The 24,044-nt window shown below is 46.3% G+C and carries 26 protein-coding genes; 12 read left to right on the top strand and 14 right to left on the bottom strand.

The window, feature by feature from the left end:
* Window positions 1-49: 49 nt before the first annotated feature.
* Window positions 50-637, bottom strand: coding sequence for an undecaprenyl phosphate transporter UptA (gene uptA / locus JJQ88_RS10030; RefSeq protein WP_210365750.1), 588 nt, complete (start codon window positions 635-637; stop codon window positions 50-52).
* 285 nt (window positions 638-922) lie between these two features.
* Window positions 923-1,114: a hypothetical protein gene (locus JJQ88_RS10025; protein WP_210365749.1), complete on the bottom strand. Its 192-nt coding sequence runs from the start codon at window positions 1,112-1,114 to the stop codon at window positions 923-925.
* 222 nt (window positions 1,115-1,336) lie between these two features.
* Here JJQ88_RS10025 and JJQ88_RS10020 point away from each other — a divergent pair, with 222 nt between their 5' ends.
* Entirely contained in the window at window positions 1,337-2,323 is a 987-nt protein-coding gene (locus tag JJQ88_RS10020; protein WP_246861046.1) for a potassium channel family protein, read from the top strand.
* Here JJQ88_RS10020 and JJQ88_RS10015 read toward each other — a convergent pair.
* From JJQ88_RS10015 to JJQ88_RS10005, 3 genes are all read right to left on the bottom strand, one after another.
* A complete protein-coding gene (locus JJQ88_RS10015) occupies window positions 2,320-2,727 on the bottom strand; it encodes a YugN-like family protein (protein ID WP_210365748.1) in 408 nt (135 codons plus the stop codon). The two genes, JJQ88_RS10020 and JJQ88_RS10015, sit on opposite strands and share 4 nt — an antisense overlap.
* A 130-nt stretch (window positions 2,728-2,857) precedes the next feature.
* Window positions 2,858-4,204, bottom strand: coding sequence for a glucose-6-phosphate isomerase (locus JJQ88_RS10010; RefSeq protein WP_210365747.1), 1,347 nt, complete (start codon window positions 4,202-4,204; stop codon window positions 2,858-2,860).
* A 216-nt stretch (window positions 4,205-4,420) separates the two neighbouring features.
* Complete coding sequence (locus JJQ88_RS10005; RefSeq protein ID WP_210365746.1) at window positions 4,421-5,584, bottom strand: iron-containing alcohol dehydrogenase; 1,164 nt, start codon at window positions 5,582-5,584, stop codon at window positions 4,421-4,423.
* A 200-nt stretch (window positions 5,585-5,784) separates the two neighbouring features.
* On the opposite strand from JJQ88_RS10005, the gene JJQ88_RS10000 reads away from it, so the two are divergent.
* Entirely contained in the window at window positions 5,785-6,018 is a 234-nt protein-coding gene (locus JJQ88_RS10000) for a DUF378 domain-containing protein (RefSeq protein ID WP_210365745.1), read from the top strand.
* 53 nt (window positions 6,019-6,071) lie between these two features.
* Here JJQ88_RS10000 and JJQ88_RS09995 read toward each other — a convergent pair whose 3' ends face one another.
* Both JJQ88_RS09995 and yugI read right to left on the bottom strand, forming a co-directional pair.
* The gene (locus tag JJQ88_RS09995) at window positions 6,072-7,265 is read right to left on the bottom strand and encodes an ornithine--oxo-acid transaminase (RefSeq protein ID WP_210365744.1); all 1,194 of its coding nucleotides are present in this window, start codon (window positions 7,263-7,265) and stop codon (window positions 6,072-6,074) included.
* Window positions 7,266-7,376: 111 nt separating this feature from the next.
* Window positions 7,377-7,766: a S1 domain-containing post-transcriptional regulator GSP13 gene (gene yugI / locus JJQ88_RS09990; RefSeq protein WP_210365743.1), complete on the bottom strand. Its 390-nt coding sequence runs from the start codon at window positions 7,764-7,766 to the stop codon at window positions 7,377-7,379.
* 508 nt (window positions 7,767-8,274) lie between these two features.
* On the opposite strand from yugI, the gene JJQ88_RS09985 reads away from it, so the two are divergent.
* From JJQ88_RS09985 to JJQ88_RS09975, 3 genes are all read left to right on the top strand, one after another.
* On the top strand, window positions 8,275-9,624 hold the full coding sequence (locus tag JJQ88_RS09985; protein WP_210365742.1) for a sodium-dependent transporter: 1,350 nt from the start codon (window positions 8,275-8,277) through the stop codon (window positions 9,622-9,624).
* 83 nt (window positions 9,625-9,707) lie between these two features.
* Window positions 9,708-10,070 (top strand): helix-turn-helix domain-containing protein, encoded by a 363-nt coding sequence (locus JJQ88_RS09980; RefSeq protein ID WP_210365741.1) that lies wholly within the window; start codon window positions 9,708-9,710, stop codon window positions 10,068-10,070.
* 358 nt (window positions 10,071-10,428) lie between these two features.
* Entirely contained in the window at window positions 10,429-11,292 is an 864-nt protein-coding gene (locus tag JJQ88_RS09975) for an alpha/beta fold hydrolase (protein ID WP_210365740.1), read from the top strand.
* A gap of 31 nt (window positions 11,293-11,323) precedes the next feature.
* Here JJQ88_RS09975 and JJQ88_RS09970 read toward each other — a convergent pair whose 3' ends face one another.
* Complete coding sequence (locus JJQ88_RS09970; RefSeq protein ID WP_210365739.1) at window positions 11,324-11,584, bottom strand: DUF1871 family protein; 261 nt, start codon at window positions 11,582-11,584, stop codon at window positions 11,324-11,326.
* An 82-nt stretch (window positions 11,585-11,666) separates the two neighbouring features.
* Here JJQ88_RS09970 and JJQ88_RS09965 point away from each other — a divergent pair, with 82 nt between their 5' ends.
* Window positions 11,667-12,836, top strand: a complete 1,170-nt coding sequence (locus JJQ88_RS09965) for a MalY/PatB family protein (RefSeq protein ID WP_210365738.1) — start codon at window positions 11,667-11,669, stop codon at window positions 12,834-12,836.
* A gap of 61 nt (window positions 12,837-12,897) precedes the next feature.
* Here the strand turns inward: JJQ88_RS09965 and JJQ88_RS09960 are convergent, their stop codons facing one another.
* The 3 genes from JJQ88_RS09960 to JJQ88_RS09950 all read right to left on the bottom strand — a co-directional run bounded on the left by JJQ88_RS09960 (window position 12,898) and on the right by JJQ88_RS09950 (window position 14,833).
* Window positions 12,898-13,347 carry a hypothetical protein gene (locus tag JJQ88_RS09960; RefSeq protein ID WP_246861045.1) on the bottom strand — a complete coding sequence of 150 codons (450 nt, stop codon included), beginning with the start codon at window positions 13,345-13,347 and terminating at the stop codon, window positions 12,898-12,900.
* A 457-nt stretch (window positions 13,348-13,804) separates the two neighbouring features.
* Entirely contained in the window at window positions 13,805-14,017 is a 213-nt protein-coding gene (locus JJQ88_RS09955) for a hypothetical protein (protein ID WP_210365737.1), read from the bottom strand.
* 78 nt (window positions 14,018-14,095) lie between these two features.
* Entirely contained in the window at window positions 14,096-14,833 is a 738-nt protein-coding gene (locus JJQ88_RS09950) for a peptidylprolyl isomerase (protein ID WP_210365736.1), read from the bottom strand.
* An 82-nt stretch (window positions 14,834-14,915) separates the two neighbouring features.
* Between JJQ88_RS09950 and kapB the strand changes: the two genes are divergently transcribed.
* A complete protein-coding gene (gene kapB, locus JJQ88_RS09945) occupies window positions 14,916-15,299 on the top strand; it encodes a kinase-associated lipoprotein KapB (protein ID WP_210365735.1) in 384 nt (127 codons plus the stop codon).
* Between the two features lie 49 nt (window positions 15,300-15,348).
* On the opposite strand, the gene kapD is transcribed toward kapB, so the two are convergent.
* On the bottom strand, window positions 15,349-15,966 hold the full coding sequence (kapD, locus tag JJQ88_RS09940; protein ID WP_210365734.1) for a 3'-5' exonuclease KapD: 618 nt from the start codon (window positions 15,964-15,966) through the stop codon (window positions 15,349-15,351).
* 349 nt (window positions 15,967-16,315) lie between these two features.
* On the opposite strand from kapD, the gene JJQ88_RS09935 reads away from it, so the two are divergent.
* The gene (locus JJQ88_RS09935) at window positions 16,316-18,124 is read left to right on the top strand and encodes a transglycosylase domain-containing protein (RefSeq protein ID WP_210365733.1); all 1,809 of its coding nucleotides are present in this window, start codon (window positions 16,316-16,318) and stop codon (window positions 18,122-18,124) included.
* A gap of 104 nt (window positions 18,125-18,228) precedes the next feature.
* Here the strand turns inward: JJQ88_RS09935 and JJQ88_RS09930 are convergent, their stop codons facing one another.
* Together JJQ88_RS09930 and JJQ88_RS09925 are read right to left on the bottom strand one after the other, a co-directional pair.
* Entirely contained in the window at window positions 18,229-18,786 is a 558-nt protein-coding gene (locus JJQ88_RS09930; protein ID WP_210365732.1) for a DUF5366 family protein, read from the bottom strand.
* Between the two features lie 150 nt (window positions 18,787-18,936).
* Complete coding sequence (locus tag JJQ88_RS09925; protein ID WP_210365731.1) at window positions 18,937-19,161, bottom strand: hypothetical protein; 225 nt, start codon at window positions 19,159-19,161, stop codon at window positions 18,937-18,939.
* Window positions 19,162-19,397: 236 nt separating this feature from the next.
* On the opposite strand from JJQ88_RS09925, the gene JJQ88_RS09920 reads away from it, so the two are divergent.
* From JJQ88_RS09920 to JJQ88_RS09905, 4 genes are read left to right on the top strand one after another with little or no spacing between them, the layout of a single operon-like run.
* Entirely contained in the window at window positions 19,398-21,806 is a 2,409-nt protein-coding gene (locus JJQ88_RS09920) for a Na+/H+ antiporter subunit A (RefSeq protein WP_210365730.1), read from the top strand.
* Window positions 21,803-22,225: a Na(+)/H(+) antiporter subunit B gene (locus JJQ88_RS09915; protein ID WP_210365729.1), complete on the top strand. Its 423-nt coding sequence runs from the start codon at window positions 21,803-21,805 to the stop codon at window positions 22,223-22,225. Before JJQ88_RS09920 ends, JJQ88_RS09915 begins: the two co-directional genes overlap by 4 nt.
* On the top strand, window positions 22,225-22,566 hold the full coding sequence (locus JJQ88_RS09910) for a Na(+)/H(+) antiporter subunit C (protein WP_210365728.1): 342 nt from the start codon (window positions 22,225-22,227) through the stop codon (window positions 22,564-22,566). Before JJQ88_RS09915 ends, JJQ88_RS09910 begins: the two co-directional genes overlap by 1 nt.
* Window positions 22,559-24,040, top strand: a complete 1,482-nt coding sequence (locus JJQ88_RS09905; RefSeq protein ID WP_210365727.1) for a Na+/H+ antiporter subunit D — start codon at window positions 22,559-22,561, stop codon at window positions 24,038-24,040. Before JJQ88_RS09910 ends, JJQ88_RS09905 begins: the two co-directional genes overlap by 8 nt.
* The last annotated feature ends 4 nt before the right edge of the window (window positions 24,041-24,044 follow it).

The following is a 24,044-nucleotide window of genomic DNA, read 5'->3' as shown; positions in this document are numbered from 1 at the left end:
CTAATTGAGTTTCCCAATCAATAAAGAGTCCCGGAATGCAATCCAGGACTCAGCGCTGATGGTATTTCCCGTATAAGAAATAAATGGTCCCTGCACCAAGTGCAAGGATACTGACAGGAATGATGAATGGCCTTGCAGCGTCCTTGATTCCTGTCCAATTATCGCCTAGTATGAAGCCTAGATACAAAAAGAACATTGTCCATGGAAGGACAGCTGCCATCGTATAGGCCGTGAATTTAAGGAAGGGCATCCTTGCCATTCCTGCAGGTATGGAAATAGCATGCCTCACCACCGGGATGAATCTTGCTGAAAAAATCACTCCCGATCCGTATTTGGCGAACCACTCCTCTGAAAGATCAATATGATGGCTGCTGATCAGCAAATATTTCCCATACTTTTCAAGTACCGGCCTTCCCCCATAATAGCCAAGCCAGTATAAAAAGAGCTGGGCGATTGTGCCGCCGATTGTACCAGCAATAACCGCTCCAAAGAAGCTGATGTTTCCGATGGATGTCAGGTATCCACCGTAGCCAAGGACAACTTCGCTTGGGATCACCTCGAGCATCAAGCCGAGCGCAATACCAATATAACCAAGGTTGGATAGCCAGTCCAAAATAGCAATGATGAATCCCTCCACGTCCCTTCAACTCCTGCCATGATTTTTCTCCCATGCGGGCCATGTTTTGTCTCTTGTTCATTGTATGGCCGCATACCGGTGATTAGTCCTTTGATGCATATGTAAAAAAGAGAAGGAGCGTACCGATGATCGCTCGGAACAGATTGAATGGAAGCATTGTATTTAACCTTCTGGGGCGGACAGGCTAGTTCCTATAGCCGGCTCAGCTCAAATTTTATTTTCCGCGGACAAATGATCTGTTATTGACAAAGAAACCTGCCTGCCGGCAGGTTTCTTTTCGTGGAATTAACTCCAGCTCCCCTTGAACAGGACTCTTGCTCCCATATAGATAAGAGTGAAAGAAAAGATAAGGATAACGAGAATACCGATGATTTTGAGAAGAGGCATTGCCAGAAGCCCGGTCAACGACGGCAGATGAAGCAAGGCAAATCCTGCAAGAATGCATGCCAGGAAAAGCCCTGCAGCAGAATTGAACATCATGATCCCTCCTTTTATAAAAGGATATTGCAGTGTGAGGATTGTCCGGGACGGCGTATATACTGGATGAGGAAAAAATACTTGAATTTCGGGCTAAAACTTCCTGTATCCGCCAAAAATAAGGACAAGCAAAATTTTTATTGCTCCGTTTCCCATCCGATGATTCCGGGAAAAGGAAATATATTTGTTACATAGAAAAAGAGCCATTGGGAGGGACTTACTTTGACCAAAGACCTATACATCCGTTTTATCAGGCTTCCGATGCTTGCAAGAATCCTGATGATCGCTATATTGATCATCTTTTTTTTCGGATCGATCATCCACTTTATTGAGCCTGAAAACTTCAAGACTGTATTCGATGGAGTCTGGTGGGCGATCATCACTGCCTCCACTACTGGCTATGGAGATTCAGTCCCGATGACGGTTCCCGGAAAAATCACCGGCATGATCCTTTTGTTTGTTGGCACAGGATTTTTAACATCTTATTTTATCTCCCTTTCTGCTGCGACCGTCACAAAGCAGAACCAGCTCCTTGAAGGGAAAGTACGCTATAACGGAAAAGGGCATATTATCATCATTGGCTGGAATGAAAGATCACGTGAAATCATCCGGACAATCTGTGAAACGAAACAGCCAATCATTTTGATTGATGCTTCATTGGAATCAAACCCGCTTTCAGATAACCATGTCTATTTTATCCGCGGCAGGGCTGACAAGGATGAGACACTAGTCAAAGCCAAAATCCACGATGCAAGAAGAGTGATCATCACTTCCGATCAAAAACTTGATGAAATGCACGCAGACATGCATACAGTCCTTACCTTGCTGGCCATCAAAGGCTTGAACCCGGACATTTATTGCATAGCTGAAATCCAGACTAACGAACAGGCGAACAATGCACGAAGGGCTGGAGCGGATGAGCTGATTCAGACAAACACGCTGACAAGCGCTGTCATTTTAAACAGCCTCTTCACAGAAGGCCATGTCAATTCGCTTCTGGACTTCCTTGGCGAATTGAATGGAAAGCACTTGTCCTATATTCCGGCAGGGAATGAAACAATCGGGAAAAGCTTTCATGAGGCGAGTACACTGCTGCTAAAGCAGAATATCATTTTACTAGGCATAAAAAAAGGGGACGACATCGCCGTCAACCCTGCAGATCATATAACGATCGAAGAAGATGATTTTTTGCTCTCGATTACGAATTAAGGGTTCAAAATCGCAGCTTCAGCTTCCTGGACCAAGGCCTTCCCAACTTCGATGTATTTCTCTGGAAAGCTCGCATCCTTATCGACCGGCTCGGAAAATTGATTGAAAGAAGCCCCCGCATTGCCGATGAAGGCATGGTCATCCAGTCCGCGCTGGTATTTATGCGATAGCAGGAAAGGGCGCTGCAATTTTACCGTGCAGCCGTTGGAGTCAAGCTGTCCGTCAATCGCTTCAAATGGGAGCCGCAGAAATTGATAGCCTGTCTCATCATCGATTTTGTAATCAAAGGCTCCGTGGTCATAGTCCCAATTTCCTCCAATCGCATAGCCCAGCGGCTTAAGAAGCTGTTCAAGTTTATAAAGCTCAAAGTGTTTGCCTTCCAGTTCAGATGGGATCTCAATCATTGTTCTATCCCCTTTCCTTTGCATTTTAAAATTAGTTTGAGCAAAAAACGGGATTTCATGACTATGAATTGAATTACCTCCTGGAAAGGCAAAACAGGAGTGCCCAGCATCGGGTACTCCTGTCCGTTTATTACAAACGTTTTTCAAGTTCTGCTTTTTTCTCCTCGAAGCCTGGTTTGCCTAGGAGTGCAAACATGTTGACTTTGTATGCCTCCACACCAGGCTGGTCAAATGGGTTGACCCCAAGGAGGTAGCCGCTCATCGCGCAAGCTTTCTCAAAGAAATACACAAGGTAGCCAAATGTATATTCATCAAGTTCAGGAATCTCTACGACGAGGTTAGGAACCCCTCCGTCCGTATGGGCAAGCATCGTTCCTTCAAATGCTTTGTTGTTGACGAAATCGACTGTTTTGCCAGCTAAGTAGTTCAGACCATCGAGGTCATTTTCTGCTTCCTCTATTATCAATTGATGGCGCGGCTTATCCACCCTGATAATCGTTTCGAATAAGTCGCGGCGGCCTTCCTGGACATATTGGCCAAGAGAGTGCAGGTCTGTCGAGAAGTTTGCGGACGAAGGATAGATTCCTTTCTGATCCTTGCCTTCACTTTCGCCAAACAATTGCTTCCACCATTCAGAAAAGTACTGCAGGGAAGGCTCATAATTTATCAGCATCTCGATTGTCTTTCCTTTGTTATAAAGGACATTGCGGACAGCCGCATACTGATAAGCCGCATTCTCTTCCAGCTCGGAATTGCTGAAATCCTCACGCGCCTGTGCAGCGCCTTTCATCATCGCTTCGATGTCGGAACCGCTGACAGCAATCGGCAGCAGTCCGACAGCTGTCAATACCGAGTAACGTCCGCCTACGTCATCAGGAATGATGAATGACTCGTAGCCTTCTTCGTCAGCAAGTGTCTTCAGGGCTCCGCGCGCTTTATCCGTTGTTGCATAAATGCGCTTGCGGGCTTCTTCAACACCATACTTTTCTTCAAGCAACTTTCGGAAAATACGGAAGGCAATGGCAGGCTCCGTTGTGGTGCCTGACTTGGAAATGACATTGATGGAAAAATCCTTGCCTTCAATCAGATCGATTACATCTTTCATGTAAGTTGAACTGATATTATTGCCGATGAAAATGATTTGCGGAGTCTTCCTTTTTCCTGTTGGCAGGACGTTGTAAAAGCTGTGCTGCAAAAATTCGAGCGCGGCCCTTGCTCCCAGGTATGAACCGCCGATCCCTACGACAAGCAAAACTTCTGAATCGCTCTTGATTTTTTCAGCAGACTTCTGGATGCGCGCAAATTCTTCTTTATCATATTCGACTGGCAGGTCGATCCAGCCTAAAAAGTCTCCGCCTGCACCAGTCTTTTCATGCAATGAATGATGGGCCACTTTAACAAAATCCCTTAAGTATGTAACTTCGTGTTCACCAAAAAAGCTTAGCGCCTTCGAGTAATCAAAACGAACATGTGTCATGTCTGATCCTCCAATTAATTGTATTCTCTATCACTTTAACGAAAGCCATCCCAAGAATCAAGGAACACACCCGGATGTAAGCGCGCCCAATTGTGAATTTTTTTCAAAGCCCAAGACATGATATTTTTTCCGTTACTTCCTAAATTAATTCCCAGATAGCTTCATCCGTAAAAACAGGAAAGGACCCAGGGTAACCTGGGTCCTTTCATTCCGATGCTATAGAGACATACGATAGATTTTAAGTACATCTTCACGTTTTAACTTATTGAAATTGCCGAATTCGCCATTCGCCATCGCCTTGTCAGCCATCAATTCGATTTTGCTGTCATCGATTCCATAATCAGCCAGGCGTGAAGGGGCACCGATGCTGTTCCAGAATTCACGTAGCTTTCCGATGCCCTCGAGACCCGTTTCTTCGGCCGTTTTTCCTACCGGGTTGACGCCGAATACCCTGACAGCCATCTTTTTGAAGCGTTCGGGGTTCACCTTCAAGTTGTGTTTCATCCAGTTAGGGAAAAGAATGGCCAGCCCCCCTCCATGAGGGATATCATAAACAGCGGAGACTGCATGCTCGATGTTATGTGTTGCCCAGTCGCCGCGGTAGCCCATTGACAGCATCCCGTTTAGAGCCATTGTGCCGGTATAAAGGATTGTAGCCCGATGTTCGTAATTCTCAAGGTCTTCAAGAAGCTTTGGAGCTGTTTCCATTACCGTAAGCAGCAAGGATTCACACATGCGGTCCTGGAATTCCGTGTTTTCAGTTTGATGGAAATAATGTTCGAATACGTGAGACATCATATCAACGATGCCGTAAATCGTTTGATCCTTTGGAACCGTGAAGGTATTGACCGGATCAAGGATTGAGAACCGCGGGAAGGTCACAGGGCTTCCCCAGCCGTATTTTTCATTTGTTTCCCAGTTTGTGATAACAGAACCAGCGTTCATTTCGGAACCTGTCGCTGCCAATGTCAATACAGTCCCGAATGGAAGTGCGTCTGTTGCCATCGCTTTCTTTGTCACAAGATCCCAGGCATCTCCATCATACTTTGCCCCCGCCGCGATCGCTTTAGTGCAGTCGATGACACTGCCGCCTCCTACTGCAAGCAGGAAATCAACGCCTTCTTGTTTGCAGATATCCACTCCCTTGCGGACTGTTGAAATCCGCGGGTTTGGTTCCACACCAGAAAGTTCGAAAACCTCAACGCCGGCTGCTTTTAAATTGTCCATGACCGAGTCATATAGACCGTTCCGTTTGATGCTTCCGCCGCCATAAACAAGAAGCACTTTTTTTCCGTATTGAGGGACTTCCTTCTTCAGTTCCTCTATTTGACCTTTCCCAAAAATGAGCTTGGTTGGATTCCAAAAAGTAAAATTGTCCATTAATATCACCTTCCCTAACGCTAATTATGTTCTTTTTGAATAGCTTTTGCAAAAGTTTAACCCTTCAAATTCCTGTTAATGTGCTGTAAATTGTTACAAAAATTTCAAGAAAGGTATGTAAAAAGTACAGCGAAAACGTATAATTTTTCGTTGCGGAGCCACTATATAGTATGAATCCATTTTTTAAGGAGGAAATATCCATGAGCACAATTCAACGTATTGCATTGGTTCTTACGATTATTGGTGCCATCAACTGGGGCTTAGTCGGATTCTTCCAATTTGACCTTGTAGCTGCAATTTTTGGCGGCCAGGATTCTGCGCTTGCAAGAATTGTATACGGCCTGGTAGGAATTGCTGGATTGATCAACCTCGGACTTCTTTTTGCTCCAAGCGAAGAAGCCGAAAGTGCAGCAGAACCGCGCACAACTCGCTGATTAACCAAAAGAAACCCGCCGGAACATGGATTCCCGGCGGGTTTTTTGCGACTTTAAGATAATACTTTTTCGATTCGTTCGATTGCCCAGTCGAGCTCTTCACGTGTAATGACGAGCGGTGGAGCGAATCGGATGACTGTTTCATGCGTTTCCTTGCACAGCAGCCCTTCCTCTTTTAATTCTTCACAATATTTCCGTGCCGGTTCGCTGAGCTCCACACCAATGAACAGTCCCCTGCCGCGGATCTCCTTTATTTTCGGGTTTTGGATTTCCTTAAGCTTTGCAATGAAATACTCTCCCAATTCAAGCGAACGGTCTGCCAGCTTTTCATCGATCAGCACATCAATGGAAGCGATTGAAACAGCGCAGGCCATTGGGTTGCCTCCAAAAGTCGATCCATGAGAACCAGGATTGAACACGCCAAGAACATCGCGATCAGCGACAACGCAGGAGATCGGGAATACTCCTCCTCCAAGCGCTTTTCCAAGTATGTACATATCCGGTTCGATGCCTTCCCAATCACAAGCGAACATCTTCCCTGACCGTGCAAGGCCCGCCTGGATTTCATCAGCGATAAACAGGACATTATTCTCTTTACATACATCGTAAGCAGCTTTCATGAACCCTTCAGGCGGAATCAGGATGCCTGCTTCCCCCTGGATTGGCTCGATCAGGAAGGCGGCAGTGTTTGGAGTGATAGCTTCTTTCAACGCATCCAGGTCTCCATATGGAATCAGTTTGATACCAGGGAGCAACGGTCCGAACCCGCGTTTGTATTCAGCTTCAGACGAAAGTGAAACCGCTGCCATTGTACGGCCATGGAAATTTCCAATGCATGCAATGATTTCTGCCTGATTATCTGCTACACCCTTTACATCATAAGCCCAGCGGCGTGCAGCCTTGATTGCGGTTTCAACCGCTTCAGCTCCTGTGTTCATCGGCAAAGCCATTTCCTTGTTTGTCAGCCTGCAGATTTTTTCGTACCATGGGCCAAGCTGATCATTATGGAAGGCTCTTGATGTAAGGGTCACCCGATCGGCTTGATCCTTCAGCGCCTGGATGATTTTAGGATGGCGATGACCCTGGTTGACAGCAGAGTAGGCACTCAGCATGTCCATATATTTGGTTCCTTCTGGGTCCTCTACCCAAACGCCTTCTGCTTTCGAGATCACAATTGGCAGGGGGTGATAATTGTTGGCACCGTACTTTTCTGTCTGTTCAATCAGAGAGGTTGTTTGCATTGTCATCGTTTTTTCCTCCGTTCCAATGAAAAGTGGTTAGTCAATCATATTGTAACCTGTTTGCTCAACTCATTTAAACCCCATAAAAAAAGAAAAACCGGATTTCTCCGGCTTTTCTTACTTTTTCGCCATATCGGACTGGTCGATCCACTCTTGAAGCTTATCCTTCAGAGTATTGAAGCCTTGCGTGGACTCCTGGTTTTGAATGACAGCAGCCGGACGCTTGCTCCGAGGCCTTTTTGGACGCTGAGTCTGTTCAGGCGCTTCTTCTGTCGCACGGATGGACAAGCCGATTTTTCCAGCTGCCTCATCGACTGATAAAACCTTCACCTTCACTTCGTCTCCGACAGCAAGGTGCTCATTGATATCCTTTACGAACCCATGGGTAATTTCCGAGATGTGGACGAGGCCCTGTGTATTTTCATCCAAAGCTACGAAAGCGCCATATGGCTGGATGCCCGTAACCTTTCCTGTAAAAACACTGCCTACTTCAAATTTCTCTGACATCAAAACACTCCTAAATATAATTTATTTAATCCTATTAATACGCAATAAAAAATTATATCATATTTGGTGTGCTTAATCAAAAGGAATTCGCATTTTCCTAAAGATGGCATCATTCCACTTTCCATCCTTCGGATAAATAAGTCAGGTGACATGCCTCCAGTCAAAACTTTCGTTTTCAAAGCTGTTTGTCAGGCTGGAATGCAAAACGCCTGAAAACTTGCGCATATAAGTCAACAAGCTCAGGAAACGCCTGGAATACTCCCGTTTCTTGCCGTGAAAAAAATTCCTCTTCCGTCATTTCCTTCTCCCCAGCCAGATTGCTCCATTTTACTTGTAAAACGGTCTGTTTTTGTATTTGTATCAAAAATTTAGTGAAAACATGAAATACTTGCCAACAACTAAAAATACTATGCTTTTTGTGAAAAACATAGTAACATGAAGAAATGAATTTTCAGTTTAATCAGTAAAATGTAAATTTCAGTAAACACGTTTAAAAGGAGATTGTCTAATGAGGAAGCATGAACAATGGACATCGAAGCTTGGCTTCATCCTTGCTGCTGCGGGATCGGCCATCGGCTTAGGGGCAATCTGGAAATTCCCGTATATGGCGGGCACGAATGGCGGAGGTGTATTCTTTATCTTTTTCCTGCTGATGACCGTTTTTATCGGCGCGCCAATTTTATTGGCTGAATTCATCATCGGACGGAATTCACAAAAGAATGCGGTCATGTCCTATAAGCACCTTGCCCCAGGCACCGCATGGCCACTTCTCGGCTATCTCGGTGTCATAATGTCTTTTCTTATCCTGAGCTTTTACAGTGTCGTGGGGGGTTGGATCCTTTCCTATCTGGCCAGAAGCCTTACCGGTTCGCTCTCGGGACTGACACAGGCCGGATATGGTGCTGTTTTTGAAAAGATCATCGCCAATCCCTTTGAGGCGGTGGCCGCGCAATTCATCTTTATCCTGATGACGATTTGGGTCGTCCAGGGAGGCGTCCAGAAGGGGATCGAAAAAGCGAGCAGATACATGATGCCTGCCCTGTTCATTTTATTTATCATTCTTGTTATTCGTTCCCTTACACTGGAAGGATCGATGGATGGTGTCAGATTCCTGCTCATGCCTGATTGGTCAGCAGTCAGCAGCGAAACAGTCCTCCTCGCACTGGGCCAATCGTTCTTCGCCCTTAGTGTCGGTCTGTCTGTCATGGTGACATACGCATCCTATTTGCCAAAAGGCGAAAGCCTGACAAAATCCGCGTTTTCCGTCGTAGGGTTGAACATCCTTATCTCCCTGCTCGCCGGATTGGTCATATTCCCGGCTGTCTTTGCGCTTGGCTTTGAACCAGAAGCAGGGCCTGGCCTTGTATTCGTTGTCCTGCCTGCCGTCTTTGAGCAGCTTGCATTCGGCGGATTATTTTTAACCATTTTCCTGATATTGCTGCTATTCGCTACACTGACATCAGCGTTTTCCATCCTCGAAATCATTGTGGCAGTCCTTGCGAAGGATGACAGCGCCAAGAGGAAGAAATTCTCCTGGGCGGCAGGCCTGCTGGTCTTTGCAGCTGGCATTCCCAATGCATTATCCTTTGGCGTCCTATCAGACATCAAACTCTTCGGGAAAACGTTTTTCGATTTTGCCGATTACCTGACCAGCAATATCGGCCTCCCGCTTGGGGCATTCCTCATTTCGATCTTTGCCGGTTACATCATGCCGCGCAAGACGGTCAAGTTAGAGCTGGAAACAGGTTCACAAGGAAGCCCGTTGCTGTTCAGCATCTGGTATATATCGATCAAGTATATTGTCCCGGTCGGTATTGCCCTTGTTTTCCTGCAGTCAATAGGTATCCTTAAACTTTAACGGAATGTTCACAAACCTGCCATTGTCCGGAAAATCACTGTGCTAAAATTTAAATGAGAGATATTTTCCGGAGGTGAAGCTCAATGACTGCGCTTGGCGAGAATATAAGGAACTGCCGGGAACGGGCGGGAATATCACAGGAGGAGCTAGCTCTGAAGATCCGGGTCGGTACCCACAAAATCGAACGGTATGAGAGCGGTGAACAGACACCTGAAATGGAAACGGTTCTAAAGATTTCCACTGTCCTTGATGTCCCGGCATCTGAGCTGATGGAACGGATCTACCAAACCAACCATTCAGGGATCGACCATGAAATCGAACAGCTGGTAAAGGAAATGGGGACAAAAAAAGCTAAACTGATTTTAAGGAAGGCCAAAGGCATCAGTGATGAAGATTTTTTGCGCGTCATGGATGTTCTTTATGAAATCAAATATAAAAAGGCCTGATATCGGCCAGATGATTTATCAGGAATAGCTCTTTTTTTTTTTAGAATAATGTCGTTTTGCCATTTGTTTTGGAAGCTTGGAGTTCGAATTACCACCCAAGGTTTTCATTTTCAACGAAAAAATAATTATTTTCCTGATAAAAATACGTATACTTTGATCGGAAACCGGTTAAGCTGGTGCTATGAAGCTTTCTAGTATTCCCCCCCTTTTTTGTTGGACACCTTGAAGGAGGTGTCCTTTTTTTTCTGCACTTTTTCTCCCATCTCCCTCATGATTTGTGTGTTATCTTTTCTTTGTTGGGGAAAATAGACCACAAACCCTGTTTAATCCATAACCATGTCGGGAGTGAACAACAGTAATGGAAGATGTAACGTTTGCCAGGAATAAAACCATCAATGGAATCGATCTGTACTATGAACATTATATCCATCCTTCATCGGCCAGGACGGTCGTCCTGCTTCACGGATTCCTATCCTCCACTTTCAGCTTCCGGCATTTGATTCCGCTGCTGAAAGAGGATTACAATGTCATTTCTGTTGACTTGCCCCCTTTCGGAAAGAGCGGAAAGCTTCCAAGCTTTACCTACTCGTACCGCAATCTGGCCGCGACAGTCGTTGAATTGATGACATCGCTCGGAATTCCCCGATTTGATGTTGTCGGCCACTCGATGGGCGGTCAAATTGCCTTGAATATCCTGCTGCACCATCCAAGGAATGCCGGGAATGGCATCCTGCTCTGCAGCTCTGGCTACCTGAAGAAAGCAAAGCTGCCCCTCATCCTCTCGAGCTACATTCCGTATTTCCATATATACGTGAAGTTCCACCTGGCAAAGTCCGGGGTGAAACAAAACCTGCAGAATGTTGTGTATGACCATTCGAAAATTAATGATGAAATGCTTCTTGGTTATCTATCGCCTTTTTTGGAGGATGGGATCTTCAAGGCCCTGACGATGATGATCAGGCACCGGGAAGGGGATCTATCTGCAGAGGAGCTTCACAGGATCATGGCGCCTTGCCTGTTGATCTGGGGAGAACATGATAAGGTCGTTCCTTTGAGCGTAGGGAAGAAGCTGAAAAAGGATCTCGAGAATTCAGAACTCGTGATTCTGAAGGAAACTGGTCACCTCGTTCCCGAGGAAAAGCCAGAGGATGTCCACAGGCTGATCAAAAGATTCATTGGATCCGGTGAACTGTTGAACACAACAGCGAACGTCAGCCGCTGACTGGCTGACGTTTCGACATTTCAAGTTCCTTTCATAGGGAACAAGTATCCTCATTTTTGATTGCCAACAGGATTTCTGCGATTACCAGGCATTCCCCAAAAGGCAGCAGCTGCTCAAATGAAAATTCAAATACTGTTTGGATCCGGCGGGCGACCTGCTTGGCATCATTTTCATCATGGACTGCCTGGAGGATATCCGCTATTTCCGGATCGAATCCCCCTTCACCTGCTTTGAACGGATCCCATTCATTGAGGACAGCGATCAGTTTATAGGTAAATTCTTTCGATTCCAAATCAATCACCTGATATTTTTTTAGAAATATTTTATCATATAGGGAGCAATAGTGAAATTTCTAAAGAAGGCGGTGCGTACATATGGAAAGGAACGATTTTGACAAAGTGATAGAACGTGGGGGAACAGCTTCGGTGAAATGGGACGCGACGGAAAAGGTATTCGGGACGAAGGACATCCTGCCGATGTGGGTAGCGGACATGGATTTCCATCCTCCTGAAGCAGTCGCTGAGGCGCTAAAGAGCAAAATAGATCATGGGATCTTCGGGTATACGTTTGTCCCCCGTTCCGTTACAGAGGCGCTTCAAGACTGGCTGGGAAGGCGGCACGGCTGGGATGTCGACGAATCTTCGATTGTATTCAGCGAAGGAGTTGTCCCATCGCTCAGTACCGCGATTCGGGCCTTCACGGAAAAGGGCGACAAGGTCCTTGTCCACTCTCCTGTGTACACACCTTTTTTTGATATGGTGAAAAACAATGGCCGGACACTGGTCACCTCTAGCCTCGTCTATAAGAATAACCGTTTTGAGCTTGACTTCGATGATTTCGAAGCGAAGCTTCTCGATGGCGTGAAACTGTTCATTCTCTGCAGTCCGCACAATCCCGGCGGAAGGGTATGGACAAAGGATGAGCTTGAAAAGATGGGCGATTTGTGCGTCAAACATGGCTGCCTCATCGTCTCGGATGAAATCCATTCTGACCTCGTGTTCCAGCCTAACGTCCATACACCGATTTCGATGATCAAAGAAGCGTTCAAGGATATCACTGCCACGTTCGTAGCACCTAGCAAGACATTCAACCTTGCAGGACTGCAGGCATCAGCGGCTGTGATCCCGAATAAGGAAATGAAGGCGAAATTCAAAAGAATCCAGCAGCAGCAGGGCTTCTTCACCTTGAATACCTTCGCGATCGCCGGAATGGAAGCGGCCTATCGCAATGGCGAAGAATGGCTTGGACAACTCCTTGCCTATCTTGAAGAAAATATGAGGATCGCCATTGATTATATCGGTGAACATCTCCCTATGCTGAAACCGATGAGGCCGGATGCAACATATCTGCTTTGGATCGACTGCAGGGAGCTGGGCCTATCAGATGAGGAAATAAGGGAAAAGCTGCTATACAAAGGGAAAATCGGCCTTGAACCAGGCAAGAAATATGGAAAGGGCGGAGAAGGCTTCGTCAGGATGAACCTCGCATGCCCGCGCGGGACCCTTGATGATGGCCTGGAAAGACTGAAAAAGGCATTCAGCTAAAAGAAAAGGTGCCTGGCTTCCATCGAATGAACCGATGGCGGCCGGGCACCTTCAATGCATGTTATGCGCCAACGTTAAGCGCTTCATGATATGGTTTAAGGGAATGAGAAATAATTGTCTCCATCAGCGGCTGAAAATCTTTCGGCAGCAGTTTTCTCGCATAATCCCATGCGTTTTCCTCTATTTTCAGGGCGATCTGTTTCCTCACATGATCACTTGCACTGGCATCCATCTCATCAATCAGACCTGCAAGGCCACGGTCTTCAGCGTGTCCAAGCTCGTGGGCAAAGACGATTGCCAGGTACTTCTCAAAATGATCCATCGATGAAAAAATCTGCAGGCACTGGGCCTTGATTTCTTCGATATATAATGTAATGGTATGCGTACCGAAATGGTATTTCCCTCCTGCGAAACGGTCTCCAGGAAAATGGGCTTCAAGCTCAATCCTTGCACTGCTTCCGGATTTCATAAGAATTTGACTGACAATGCTCTTAATCTTTGAGTCTTCCAATTTATACCCCTGCTCCTATGTAAACTAAGATACAATTTGTATTATAAACCCATTTTGCAAGAAAGAAAACCCTTCTTTTACCCCTTTTTTCGCTGTTATAAACTTAAATACATAAACTTTGTTGTTTTTAATAAATGGTAGGTTTCCGCTCCAGTCCATGCTGCTCGCCTTCCGCAGGCGTGAGTCGAGCGTCCTCGGCCAAAAGCGCCTGTGGAGCCTCAACTTTCCCGCTGATCCCACCGGAGTCTCACATTCTCCGCTCCAATCCATCTTTTCGGACTATTTGTTTCTCTTAAAATAGATTCAAAGCCTTACACAAAAACATTCATGGTTTTTGTTTCACAACCAAGGCATGAAAATAAGTCCCTCCTTCCCATAATGTTGATGACACAAACTGTAAAGGACATTGACTTTTATGGTACTTTGACCCTGCCACATAAAAAAAGAACAGCAGATCTTAGCTGTTCTCCTTGTGTTCGTCATTATGTTTCATGATGGCCTGTTCATACTCTTTTGCCTTTTCAGCTTCTTTTTTAGAAACCTTTAAGATCAATCTCATTGTCAGGATGGCCCCGACAAGGAATATGAAAGACGAAATCGCGGCTGGTATATATTCAGACTTATCCTCTGGAAAATACAAAAATAATGAAATGACAAACCACTGTCCCATTGCCAACTTCCTTTCTCTAGGAAATATCCTCCCACACATTATAGCAATGAATCGAGGTTGGTCCAACTGAAAGCCACCTTATTTCAGGACAGTGATTTTTTCGATGACGACAGCTTTTTCAGGCTTGTCATCTCCGTCAACAGGAGTTGCGGCAATTCGATCGACGACATCCATCCCTTCGATCAGCTGTCCAAATACTGTATGCTTGGAATCAAGGTGAGGCGTGCCGCCCTTTTCGTAAGCTTTGATGATTTTTTCCGGATACCCGGCCTTTTCCATCGCCTTTGGCAGTTTCGGATCAAGTTTCTTATTCTGGACGATGAAGAACTGGCTGCCATTCGTATTCGGGCCGGCATTCGCCATTGACAGCGCGCCGCGGATATTGAAAAGCTCTCTCGAGATCTCATCCTCAAATGGAGCTCCGAAGGCACTTTTACCCCCTCGCCCTGTTCCCTCTGGGTCGCCCCCCTGAATCATGAAGCCATCAATGACACGGTGAAAGGTTACTCCTTCATAATAACCCGACTCACTGTGCTTGATGAAATTTTCAACTGCTTTTGGAGCCTGAGCCGGGAAGAGCTTTATTTTGACCTTGCCCATTGTTGTCACCATTTCTATAAGACGTTCGTTCTCCTGTACCTCTTTTACCAGCTGCGGGTAGGAAACCGATTCTTCCTGTCCCGCCTGATCTGCTTGTCCGCCGCTATCCTTTCTCTCCTCTTTTGGTTTCTCTGTTTCCTGTTTATCATTGGCATTTCCACACCCAGCAAGGATGAGCATGGCTCCAAATAAAACGGCTAAAAATTTCTTTAACATCCTTTTGTTTCCCCTCCTAGAACCAATTTAAAAAGTATTTTTGGTATAATCAAGTAAATGCTGCAGCGAAAGGAGATTGACGATGTCCGAATTGAACATTGGCGATAAGGTGACCGCCATCTATAAAACCGGAAAATATATCGGGGAAATAACCGAGCGCAGACCCCAGCATTACCTGGTACGCGTTCTAGCGGTGCTCAAGCATCCAATGCAGGGGGACCTCCATCATCCCAAAGATGCCGAGGTTGGCTTTTTCCACGAAAGGAAAGCCCTTTCCTATAGGGAACAGGCCAATGTTCCCGAAAAAATGGTCAAGCTGTATGAAGGGGAGATCCCTGGCTATCTTGAGTCCCTCAAGGAGGCGGCAGACAAATTCCGGTCCGAGTTAGAAAACGATGGTTCCCCTTGGGCGCGGCAAAGCCGGCGCAATCTTGATTCATTGGAAAAGGACTATTTCAAAAATTGACATCCGAAAACGTCAAAGGCCAGAATGGATTCTTTCCAATCTGGCTTTTTCACGCGAACTTATTCAACAGCTTTGAAAAATCCACCCTGTCCCCGATGGTTGTCGGCTCCGGCCTTTTCAAATACTGTTTATCCTTTTCTACGAGCCTGAAAATATGATAGGTGGTCATTGCGTCGTCAAGTGCCCGATGATGCTTGCCTGTCCCATCCCTGCCATATTCCTGTACAGCCTTCCAAAGCCCGGTCTGGTTCTGGTCCCCAAAAAAGCGTTTATACTCCATCGAAAGGTCGATTTGCCTGCACGGAAAAGGAAACGGGACATTGGCGGCCTTGCAGTTTTGCTGCAGGACTTTCATGTCCATATTGCCCCACGTGACAATCTGGCAGCTCCCGTCGCCCATGGACTCAAGCTTGTTAACCAGCGCTTGGAACGGTATTCCAGAATTCACCTGCTCCTGGGTAATGTTCAGAAATGACCGGCATCGCTCAGTCAGTATCGGAAACCTCAACGGCCTGACATATGATGAAAATTGCTCAATCACTCGGCTGGATTCAACGAGCACTGCTCCCGCTTCGATGATTTCCTGATAGAATCCCCGCCTCCTGCTGCCGGGGCCAGGCATCGTGAATTCAAAGTCAATGAATAGTATCCTTTCCTTTTCGTCCATGCTTCCCCAACTTTCTGAAAACTCAATTGTTCTATGTAACCATTATATGCTTTTCTGGCAATTATTTTTTCCATTATAGCATGTTTCCTGATTATTTTTTCTAATTTTCTGTATTTTATATCGGGCATTTTATGAATGGACTTCCAGATTCCATCTTTTTAAAAATTACCAATTGATTTAAGATGGTATCAGATTATTTTTTTACACATGGTGTTTGATTTCGCTTCCAATGTCTGCATCCCTCCTGGAAAAGCGGACATGTGAGAACGTTCAGGCTAGCTGGGCGCCTGCTTCTTTCGGATTGCTCAAATTGAAATCAATCGAACAGCCTTTATAGAAAGGGATTATCATGAGACAGATAACAGGCTACTTATTGACATTGCTGCTTATCCCTGTTTTCATCTTTACTGTCACGCATGCTTATGACGAGGCAGGCAGGGCTGAGAGCTTCCACCATATCCTTGACAGGAAAATTGACCTTCATCAGACTAATCTTTCCGAAACAAGCCTCATCACTGACAGCGATGGCAAAATTGTCGAGGAGATCCATCTGCCAATGAACCGATCTGAAGTATCTCCGGACGAAATTCCTGAGTTTCTCAAACGAATATTCGTAGTTTCTGAAGACCGGAACTTTTACCAGCATCCAGGGTTCGATTTGACAGCGATCGCAAGGGCCATGGCAATCAATATCCATTCAGACGACATTGAACAGGGAGCAAGCACGATCACCCAGCAGCTCGCCCGGAACCAGTATTTGAACCATGACCGATCCTATAACCGAAAGTTGAGCGAGATTCTGTACGCCTACCAACTCGAGAGGTCGTACACAAAAGAAGAACTGCTGGCAAAATACTTGAATGCCATCTACTTCCAAAATAATGCATATGGCATCGCAGCAGCCGCCGATTTCTATTTCCAGAAGAAGCCGCTCCAATTGACGGAAGCGGAGCAGGCTTTCCTTGCTGCAATCCCGAACAATCCGAATCTATACAATCCGCTGAAGCATTACGATCGGACAAAAGAGCGGCAGGAACGTCTGGTCGACGAGCTAGCACTGGAAGGTAAGCTTCCAGCTAAGAAGGCGGAAGGGATAAAGGATGAAGCGATCATCCTAAGAGTAAAGGAACGGACGGAAGGATATCCTGATTATTCCGACTATGTAATGAAGGAATTCAGGGAATTGGTCCAAACCCGCGAAAAATTGACCGATGCGGAGGCCGGAAAAAGAGTGGAGGAATTACTGAAATCAGGGATCACCATCCATACCGGCCTGGATATCCAGGTCCAGGAGCGGACGAAGAAAGCAATCTCGTCCTACCTCCCTTATAGCGGCATAGAAGGTGCTGCTGTCGTTGCCGACCATGAAACAGGCCGCATTGTTGCCCTTGCAGGGGGGAAAAATTATCGCAAGGGTGACTTCAATCGCGCATTCCAGGCGTTTCGCCAACCCGGCTCCTCAATCAAGCCGCTGCTTGTGTATGCCCCCTACTTCGAAAGGTCAAAGGCCGGAATCCTATCAAAAATCAATGCTGGCCCCATTTGCATCAAAGGCTATTGCCCAGGGAATTATGGTGGATCCGCCTATGGGTCGGTGACGGTCGAGAACGCATTCATACATTCTTATAACACAGCGGCTGTAAGGCTGCTCCACCAAGTGGGAGTCGAAACAGCATTCAAGGACCTGTCCCCTTTCGGCTTTCAGGAAGTCACAGCAAACGACCATGTCCTTGCATCTGCAGTCGGCGGCCTCACAACCGGAATGAGCCCGCTTGAGATGACTTCTGCCTATACTGTTTTCAGCAACCACGGCACCCTTATCAAACCGAGGGCAATCGTAAAGGTAACCGACAATGATGGAAATCTTCTTTACAAATGGAATGAAAAGCCAGTAACGGTTTGGAACCCTGTCACAGCTTCAAAGGTACGGGAACTGATGGAAAAGACCGTTTCATCCGGGACAGCGAAGGCAGCGATGCCTGGAAATCGTGCTGGAGGAAAAACAGGTACAACCAATGACTACAAGGATTTCTGGTTCATCGGTTTCAACAGGAGCCTGACTGCAGGAGTATGGGTCGGAAAGGACACTCCGCAGAGCATGGAAGTAATCAATTCCACGTCTCCCCACCTGTTGATCTGGAGGGAAATCGTAAAGTGAATTGACAGCCAGGATATGTTTTCCGGCTCATTTTATTGAAGCTATGTTTTTTCGATTTGGTGCGAACGTAAAAACAGGCAAGTTCCCACGGCTTTCGATCAAACCTAAATCGGGAGGCTTGCCATAAGGCTGTTATAGACTTTTACTGCCAGATAAAAAATCCCCAGTACAAGGGTGCACCAGACAATCACCTGGAAGAAGACTGCACCGGCCAAGCCAGCAATTGAAAGGGCAGGACTGATTTTATAAATAAAATAAATGAAATAAACCAAGGTGGCCACTGCAAAAATGGCGCTAATTCCGACGAAGCTGTATATGCTGAAAAGCGAGGCGACCCCGCCAGTAAAGTAAATCATTGCACCCTGGCGGATCTGCTTCAGGCTGTCCCCTTCCGTATCCTTCGAAAAAAATAATAAAGTTACTTCATTGATGGTATCAGCGATCAATTTCAGGGCCGCGAATACCATAAAAAAAACGGCCAGGAGCAGGGCAAGGAATGAAAGCTTGATTCCTGTTTCCGAAAAAAACTCCAGCATCCCCTCATAAATCCCCGTCGTTTTAAGGACCCTGTCAATTTCCATCTCAGCCTTCACAGCTAGGGACAGGCTGAACAAGATGATGGATAAAAGAGGAAAATAGCTTGTTAAATAAGGGTTCTTCATGTGCGCGATCACTCGATTCTATCATTGATGATAATAGATATTATGAAAGAAAAGCACCCTTCAAGCAACAAAAAGAAAAAGTCCCCGAAGGAACTTTTCAATATTTCACGAAACCTTTTATACACTTACCCGTATGATAAGGTTGAAGTTTTATCTTGGCACGATCTTGACGTATTCCCTTGGGCCAAAAGAGGGGGACGCAATCCTCGTGCCGGCCCTTTCCAATTCGGTCACCTGAATTTGCAGCACACCTGATTCTTCAGTTGTTGTTATTCCTTGTTTTGCAATCCCTTCTCTTTCCCCATAATCCAGGATAAAAAAAACCGTCCAAAGAGTAAGGAATATGGAAATGCATACAATGAGCTTCCGGGCCATACTGATTCCCCTTTCACTGTTAGTATGCAAAAGATATCGAAATTTTATCCATTTCCAGACAGTTGTGGATTCGACAAGATTCGAAACATGCATCCGCTTCTTTTTTACGATATAATTTGAACATTGGAAGCCGGAGAGGATGAACTGAACTTAATCTGCACAAAATAAAATGTCAATAGCTGGCAAATCTATAATGGAAGGCCACATCAATTGGAATTATAAGGAGGTATAATCTTTTGTCTTTACTTCATCTAGCCATATTATCACCCATTTTACTCGCGATATTAATTCCATTCTTACATAAGAATTTTCGTAAAATACATACTGGGTGGTTCCTGCTACCGCTGCCCGCAATCCTTTTTGCCTATTTCCTGCAATTCATCAAAACCACCAGGGACGGCAATGCAGTCATGGAAACGGTGTCGTGGATTCCTTCCCTTGGCATCGATTTTACTGTTAAGGTAGATGGCCTTGGCCTGCTTTTCGCGTTGCTGATCACCGGAATCGGTGCATTGGTTGTGTTGTATTCCATTTATTATCTATCTCCGGAAAAAGAAAAACTGAACACTTTCTACGTCTATTTGCTTCTGTTCATGGGAGCGATGCTGGGTGTCGTCTTATCGGACAACCTGATTGTCCTCTATTCTTTCTGGGAGTTGACAAGCTTTTCATCCTTCCTGCTGATCGGATACTGGAACCATAAAGAACGATCCCGGTATGGAGCTCAAAAATCGATGCTGATCACTGTATTCGGCGGTCTGTCTTTATTGGGAGGCATCCTGCTTCTTTATCTCATCACAGGCACATTCAGCATCTCTGAAACGATTGCGATGTCAAATGAAGTGATCAACCATCCCCTTTTCACCGGTGCTTTCATTTTATTCCTTCTTGGGGCATTCACGAAATCAGCACAGTTTCCTTTCCACATCTGGCTGCCTGATGCCATGGAAGCGCCGACTCCTGTCAGCGCGTACCTTCACTCGGCTACGATGGTCAAGGCGGGGATCTACCTGGTTGCCAGGATGACACCGGTCTTCGCCCATTCCGGAATATGGGTATGGCTTGTTGCTGGCATCGGTGTGATTACCTTGTTCTGGGGTTCTTTTTCTGCGGTGAAACAAACCGATTTAAAAGCGATCCTGGCGTTTTCTACAGTCAGCCAGCTTGGGATGATCATGTCGCTGTTAGGCGCAGGAGCTGCCGCGCTCCATTACGGAACAATCAAAGATGGATATTACATCGTTGCGGTCACTGCAGCGGTCTTCCATTTGATCAACCATGCAACGTTCAAGGGCAGCCTGTTCATGGTCACCGGGATCATCGACCATGAAACGGGGACAAGGGATATCCGCAAGCTGGGCGGCCTGATGAATTTCATGCCGATTTCTTTCACGCTCGCGATCATTGGCACATTCTCGATGGCCGGTATTCCGCCATTCAACGGCTTCCTGAGCAAGGAAATGTTCTTTACAGGAATGCTGAGAGTTGCGGAGATGGATATTTTCAACCTTGGGACATGGGGAGTCCTTTTCCCTGTCATCGCCTGGACGGCAAGTGTATTCACATTCCTTTACAGCATGATTTATGTGTTCAAGACATTCACTGGCAAAGATCAGCCTGAAAAGCTCGAAAAGAAGCCGCACGAGGCACCGATCGGGATGCTGATTTCCCCTGCGATCCTTGCATCGCTCGTGATCATTTTCGGAATTTTCCCAAATGTCCTGTCCGACACATTGATTTCACCAGCCATGCAGTCCATTTTGCCTTCTTTGCTTGGCGAAATTGAAGCTTTTGATGTCCACATTTCCCATTGGCATGGCTTCCAACCTGAACTGTTCATGACGCTTGGCGTCATCGCAGCGGGGATCCTGCTGTTCAAGACGCTGCCTAAATGGAGCGGAATCTATCGGTTATTCCCGGAGCGGCTGGCTCTGAACCATTTTTACGATAGGGGGCTGGAACTGCTCCAGCTTACTTCGGCAAAGTTCACTAAGTCTTATATGACTGGATTCATCCGGACATACCTGGTGTACATCTTTTCGTTCTTCATTTTTATCCTTGGAACGACCATGGTGTATAAAAATGCCTTTAAATTTGACTTAAGCAATGTCGCGAATGTCCGGTTCGTGGAAATAGTCCTAGTAGTGATCATTGCGGTGGGTTCGATCACCATCTTGTTCGCAAAGTCGCGCCTGACATCGATAATCCTGCTTGGCTCAGTCGGCTACACCGTATCCTTGTTCTTCGTCATCTTCAGGGCTCCGGATTTGGCACTGACACAGCTTGTCATCGAAACCGTATCCGTTTCCCTCTTCCTGCTGGCCTTCTACCATCTGCCGCAGATTAGGAGAAACGAAGAGCGGATCCGGTTCAGGCTGACGAATGCCTTGATTTCGATCGGCGTAGGTGCGATTGTGACCGTGATCGCCATTTCCGCCCACAGCAACAAGCTTTTCGATTCAATCGCGCAGTATTATATTGAAAACACCTATAAAAAAGCGGCAGGCGAGAATATGGTGAATGTCATCCTCGTTGACTTCCGGGGATTTGATACGATGTTTGAAATCACCGTTCTCGGCATTGCAGCGCTCGGTATATTCGCGATGATAAAACTTCGGCTGACAAGGAGGAAGGAACAAGGATGAAGACGAACGATATCATTCTCCAAACTGTAACGAAGCTAACCTTATTCATCATCATCCTCTTTTCCATCCATCTGTTCTTCGCCGGCCACTACTATCCGGGCGGTGGATTCATCGGAGGGTTGATGACTTCAGGAGCAATTGTCCTATTGCTCCTTGCATTCGATATAAAAACAGTAAAAGAAATATTGCCTGTCAATTACCTCAGGATGGTGGCAGTCGGCCTGATGTTTTCAGTTGGAACCGGATTAAGTTCCCTGATCGTTAAAAAGCCGTTCCTTACCCATGCTTTTACGGATGTCGACCTGCCGCTCCTTGGCAAGACTTCCTTGCACACAGCCGTGTTGTTTGACACAGGCGTTTTTCTAGTCGTCATTGGTGTGACAATGACCATTATTCAAACGATTGGAGAGAGCGAATAATGGAAATCGTAATGGCGTTTCTTATTGGTATATTGTTTATGACAGCAACCTATCTCATGCTTTCAAAAAGCTTACTCAGGATCATTGTCGGGACAGGTCTTCTGAGCCACGGAGCCCATCTGCTCATTTTGACAATGGGAGGACTCAAGAGAGGAGCCGCGCCGCTTCTCGGGGAGCATGCTAAAGCATATGTCGATCCGCTGCCTCAGGCACTTATCCTCACTGCCATCGTCATCAGCTTTGGGGTTACATCTTTTTTCCTGGTCCTTGCTTACCGCGCATACCAGGAGCTCGGCACAGACAATATGGATCACTTGAGAGGAAAGGAAGGACATGAATAATTTAATCATTCTACCGATTTTGATTCCGATGCTAACTGGGATCCTCTTAATCTTTTTCGCGAAAAACATCATCGCCCAGCGGTGGATATCGGGCATAAGCTCCATAATGACAGTGATAGCCTCCTTCATGCTGGCCGTCCAGGTGTACCGTGATGGCATCCAGACGATGGACATCGGCAATTGGGACGCGCCATACGGAATCACACTTGTTTCCGATATGCTATCGGCCTTGCTCGTCCTAACAACGAGCATCATCGCATGGGCGAGCATTTTTTATTCATTCCGTTCGATTGGCGTCGAGCGCGAGAAGTTCTTCTATTATCCAGTTGTCAACTTCCTGCTGGTCGGCGTCATCGGCGCATTCACAACCGGGGATATTTTCAACCTCTTTGTATTTTTTGAAGTGATGCTGATGTCTTCTTATGTTTTGCTTGTACTGGGAGGAACGAAGATCCAGCTTCGCGAATCCATAAAATACATACTGGTGAATGTCATCTCGTCTGCGTTGTTTGTCATCGCAGTCGCCTATCTCTATTCAATCGTCGGAACCTTGAACATGGCCCATATTTCTGAAAGGATCGGAGAAATCGGGAGCGCTGGCATCATTACCGTCATCGCCGTGCTGTTTTTGATTGTTTTCGGCTTAAAGGGCGCCATTTTCCCGCTTTATTTCTGGCTTCCGGGATCTTACTATGCACCCCCGGCACCAGTCATGGCTCTGTTCGGCGCTTTGCTGACCAAAGTTGGCGTATACTCGATCGCCCGCACCTACACCCTGTTCTTTTATCACGACGCCAGCTATATCCAGCCGTTGATGCAAGGGCTCGCTATCCTGACAATCATCGCGGGCGTCATCGGCGCTATTGCTTATTCAGACGTGAAAAAAATCGTCATCTACAATATCATTGTTGCGGTTGGAGTCATCTTATTCGGAATCTCCATCTTGACACAGGAATCGATTACCGGAGCGATTTTTTACCTGCTCCATGATATGAACATCAAGGCAGCATTATTCCTTCTGGTAGGAATCATCATCAGGATCACGGGCACAAGCGATCTAGATAAAATCAGCGGCTTGATGAACCGGTATCCCGGCCTTGCCTGGACATTTTTCATTGCTGCTTTGGCGCTCGCTGGGATTCCACCGCTCAGCGGCTTTGTCGGGAAACTGATGATTGTCCGTTCAGGCTTTAGCAATGAAGATTATCTGGGAGCAGGAGTTGTGCTCCTATCCAGTCTTTTCGTTCTGTTCTCGATCATGAAAATCTTCATCCGGGGATTTTGGGGAACAGCAAGGGCCTACAATGGGGAAGATGGAGCCCCTGTGAGGTGGCTGCTGATTGCTCCAGCCATCCTGACAGCCATCGCTGTCATTTACGGGCTCGGAACAGAAGCCATTTACCCGGTTATCTCGGCAGCTGCTGAAACACTCGTAAATCCGGAAATCTACATCAATGCAGTTTTAAAGGAGTGATGAG

Origin of the sequence: Bacillus sp. REN3 (assembly GCF_017912555.1) — a bacterium.
In the GTDB taxonomy this organism is placed as follows: Bacteria; Bacillota; Bacilli; order Bacillales; family Cytobacillaceae; genus Mesobacillus.
This window is presented reverse-complemented; position numbering and strand designations above follow the sequence as displayed.

Excerpts from the sequence above, each read along its gene's own strand:
- JJQ88_RS10025 (WP_210365749.1), bottom strand. The coding sequence starts at position 1,114 with ATGTTCAATTCTGCTGCAGGGCTTTTCCTGGCATGCATTCTTGCAGGA.
- JJQ88_RS10015 (WP_210365748.1), bottom strand. The coding sequence starts at position 2,727 with ATGATTGAGATCCCATCTGAACTGGAAGGCAAACACTTTGAGCTTTAT.
- JJQ88_RS10010 (WP_210365747.1), bottom strand. The coding sequence starts at position 4,204 with ATGACACATGTTCGTTTTGATTACTCGAAGGCGCTAAGCTTTTTTGGT.
- JJQ88_RS10005 (WP_210365746.1), bottom strand. The coding sequence starts at position 5,584 with ATGGACAATTTTACTTTTTGGAATCCAACCAAGCTCATTTTTGGGAAA.
- JJQ88_RS10000 (WP_210365745.1), top strand. The coding sequence starts at position 5,785 with ATGAGCACAATTCAACGTATTGCATTGGTTCTTACGATTATTGGTGCC.
- JJQ88_RS09995 (WP_210365744.1), bottom strand. The coding sequence starts at position 7,265 with ATGACAATGCAAACAACCTCTCTGATTGAACAGACAGAAAAGTACGGT.
- yugI (WP_210365743.1), bottom strand. The coding sequence starts at position 7,766 with ATGTCAGAGAAATTTGAAGTAGGCAGTGTTTTTACAGGAAAGGTTACG.
- JJQ88_RS09985 (WP_210365742.1), top strand. The coding sequence starts at position 8,275 with ATGAGGAAGCATGAACAATGGACATCGAAGCTTGGCTTCATCCTTGCT.
- JJQ88_RS09980 (WP_210365741.1), top strand. The coding sequence starts at position 9,708 with ATGACTGCGCTTGGCGAGAATATAAGGAACTGCCGGGAACGGGCGGGA.
- JJQ88_RS09975 (WP_210365740.1), top strand. The coding sequence starts at position 10,429 with ATGGAAGATGTAACGTTTGCCAGGAATAAAACCATCAATGGAATCGAT.
- JJQ88_RS09965 (WP_210365738.1), top strand. The coding sequence starts at position 11,667 with ATGGAAAGGAACGATTTTGACAAAGTGATAGAACGTGGGGGAACAGCT.
- JJQ88_RS09955 (WP_210365737.1), bottom strand. The coding sequence starts at position 14,017 with ATGGGACAGTGGTTTGTCATTTCATTATTTTTGTATTTTCCAGAGGAT.
- JJQ88_RS09950 (WP_210365736.1), bottom strand. The coding sequence starts at position 14,833 with ATGTTAAAGAAATTTTTAGCCGTTTTATTTGGAGCCATGCTCATCCTT.
- kapB (WP_210365735.1), top strand. The coding sequence starts at position 14,916 with ATGTCCGAATTGAACATTGGCGATAAGGTGACCGCCATCTATAAAACC.
- kapD (WP_210365734.1), bottom strand. The coding sequence starts at position 15,966 with ATGGACGAAAAGGAAAGGATACTATTCATTGACTTTGAATTCACGATG.
- JJQ88_RS09935 (WP_210365733.1), top strand. The coding sequence starts at position 16,316 with ATGAGACAGATAACAGGCTACTTATTGACATTGCTGCTTATCCCTGTT.
- JJQ88_RS09930 (WP_210365732.1), bottom strand. The coding sequence starts at position 18,786 with ATGAAGAACCCTTATTTAACAAGCTATTTTCCTCTTTTATCCATCATC.
- JJQ88_RS09925 (WP_210365731.1), bottom strand. The coding sequence starts at position 19,161 with ATGGCCCGGAAGCTCATTGTATGCATTTCCATATTCCTTACTCTTTGG.
- JJQ88_RS09915 (WP_210365729.1), top strand. The coding sequence starts at position 21,803 with ATGAAGACGAACGATATCATTCTCCAAACTGTAACGAAGCTAACCTTA.
- JJQ88_RS09910 (WP_210365728.1), top strand. The coding sequence starts at position 22,225 with ATGGAAATCGTAATGGCGTTTCTTATTGGTATATTGTTTATGACAGCA.
- JJQ88_RS09905 (WP_210365727.1), top strand. The coding sequence starts at position 22,559 with ATGAATAATTTAATCATTCTACCGATTTTGATTCCGATGCTAACTGGG.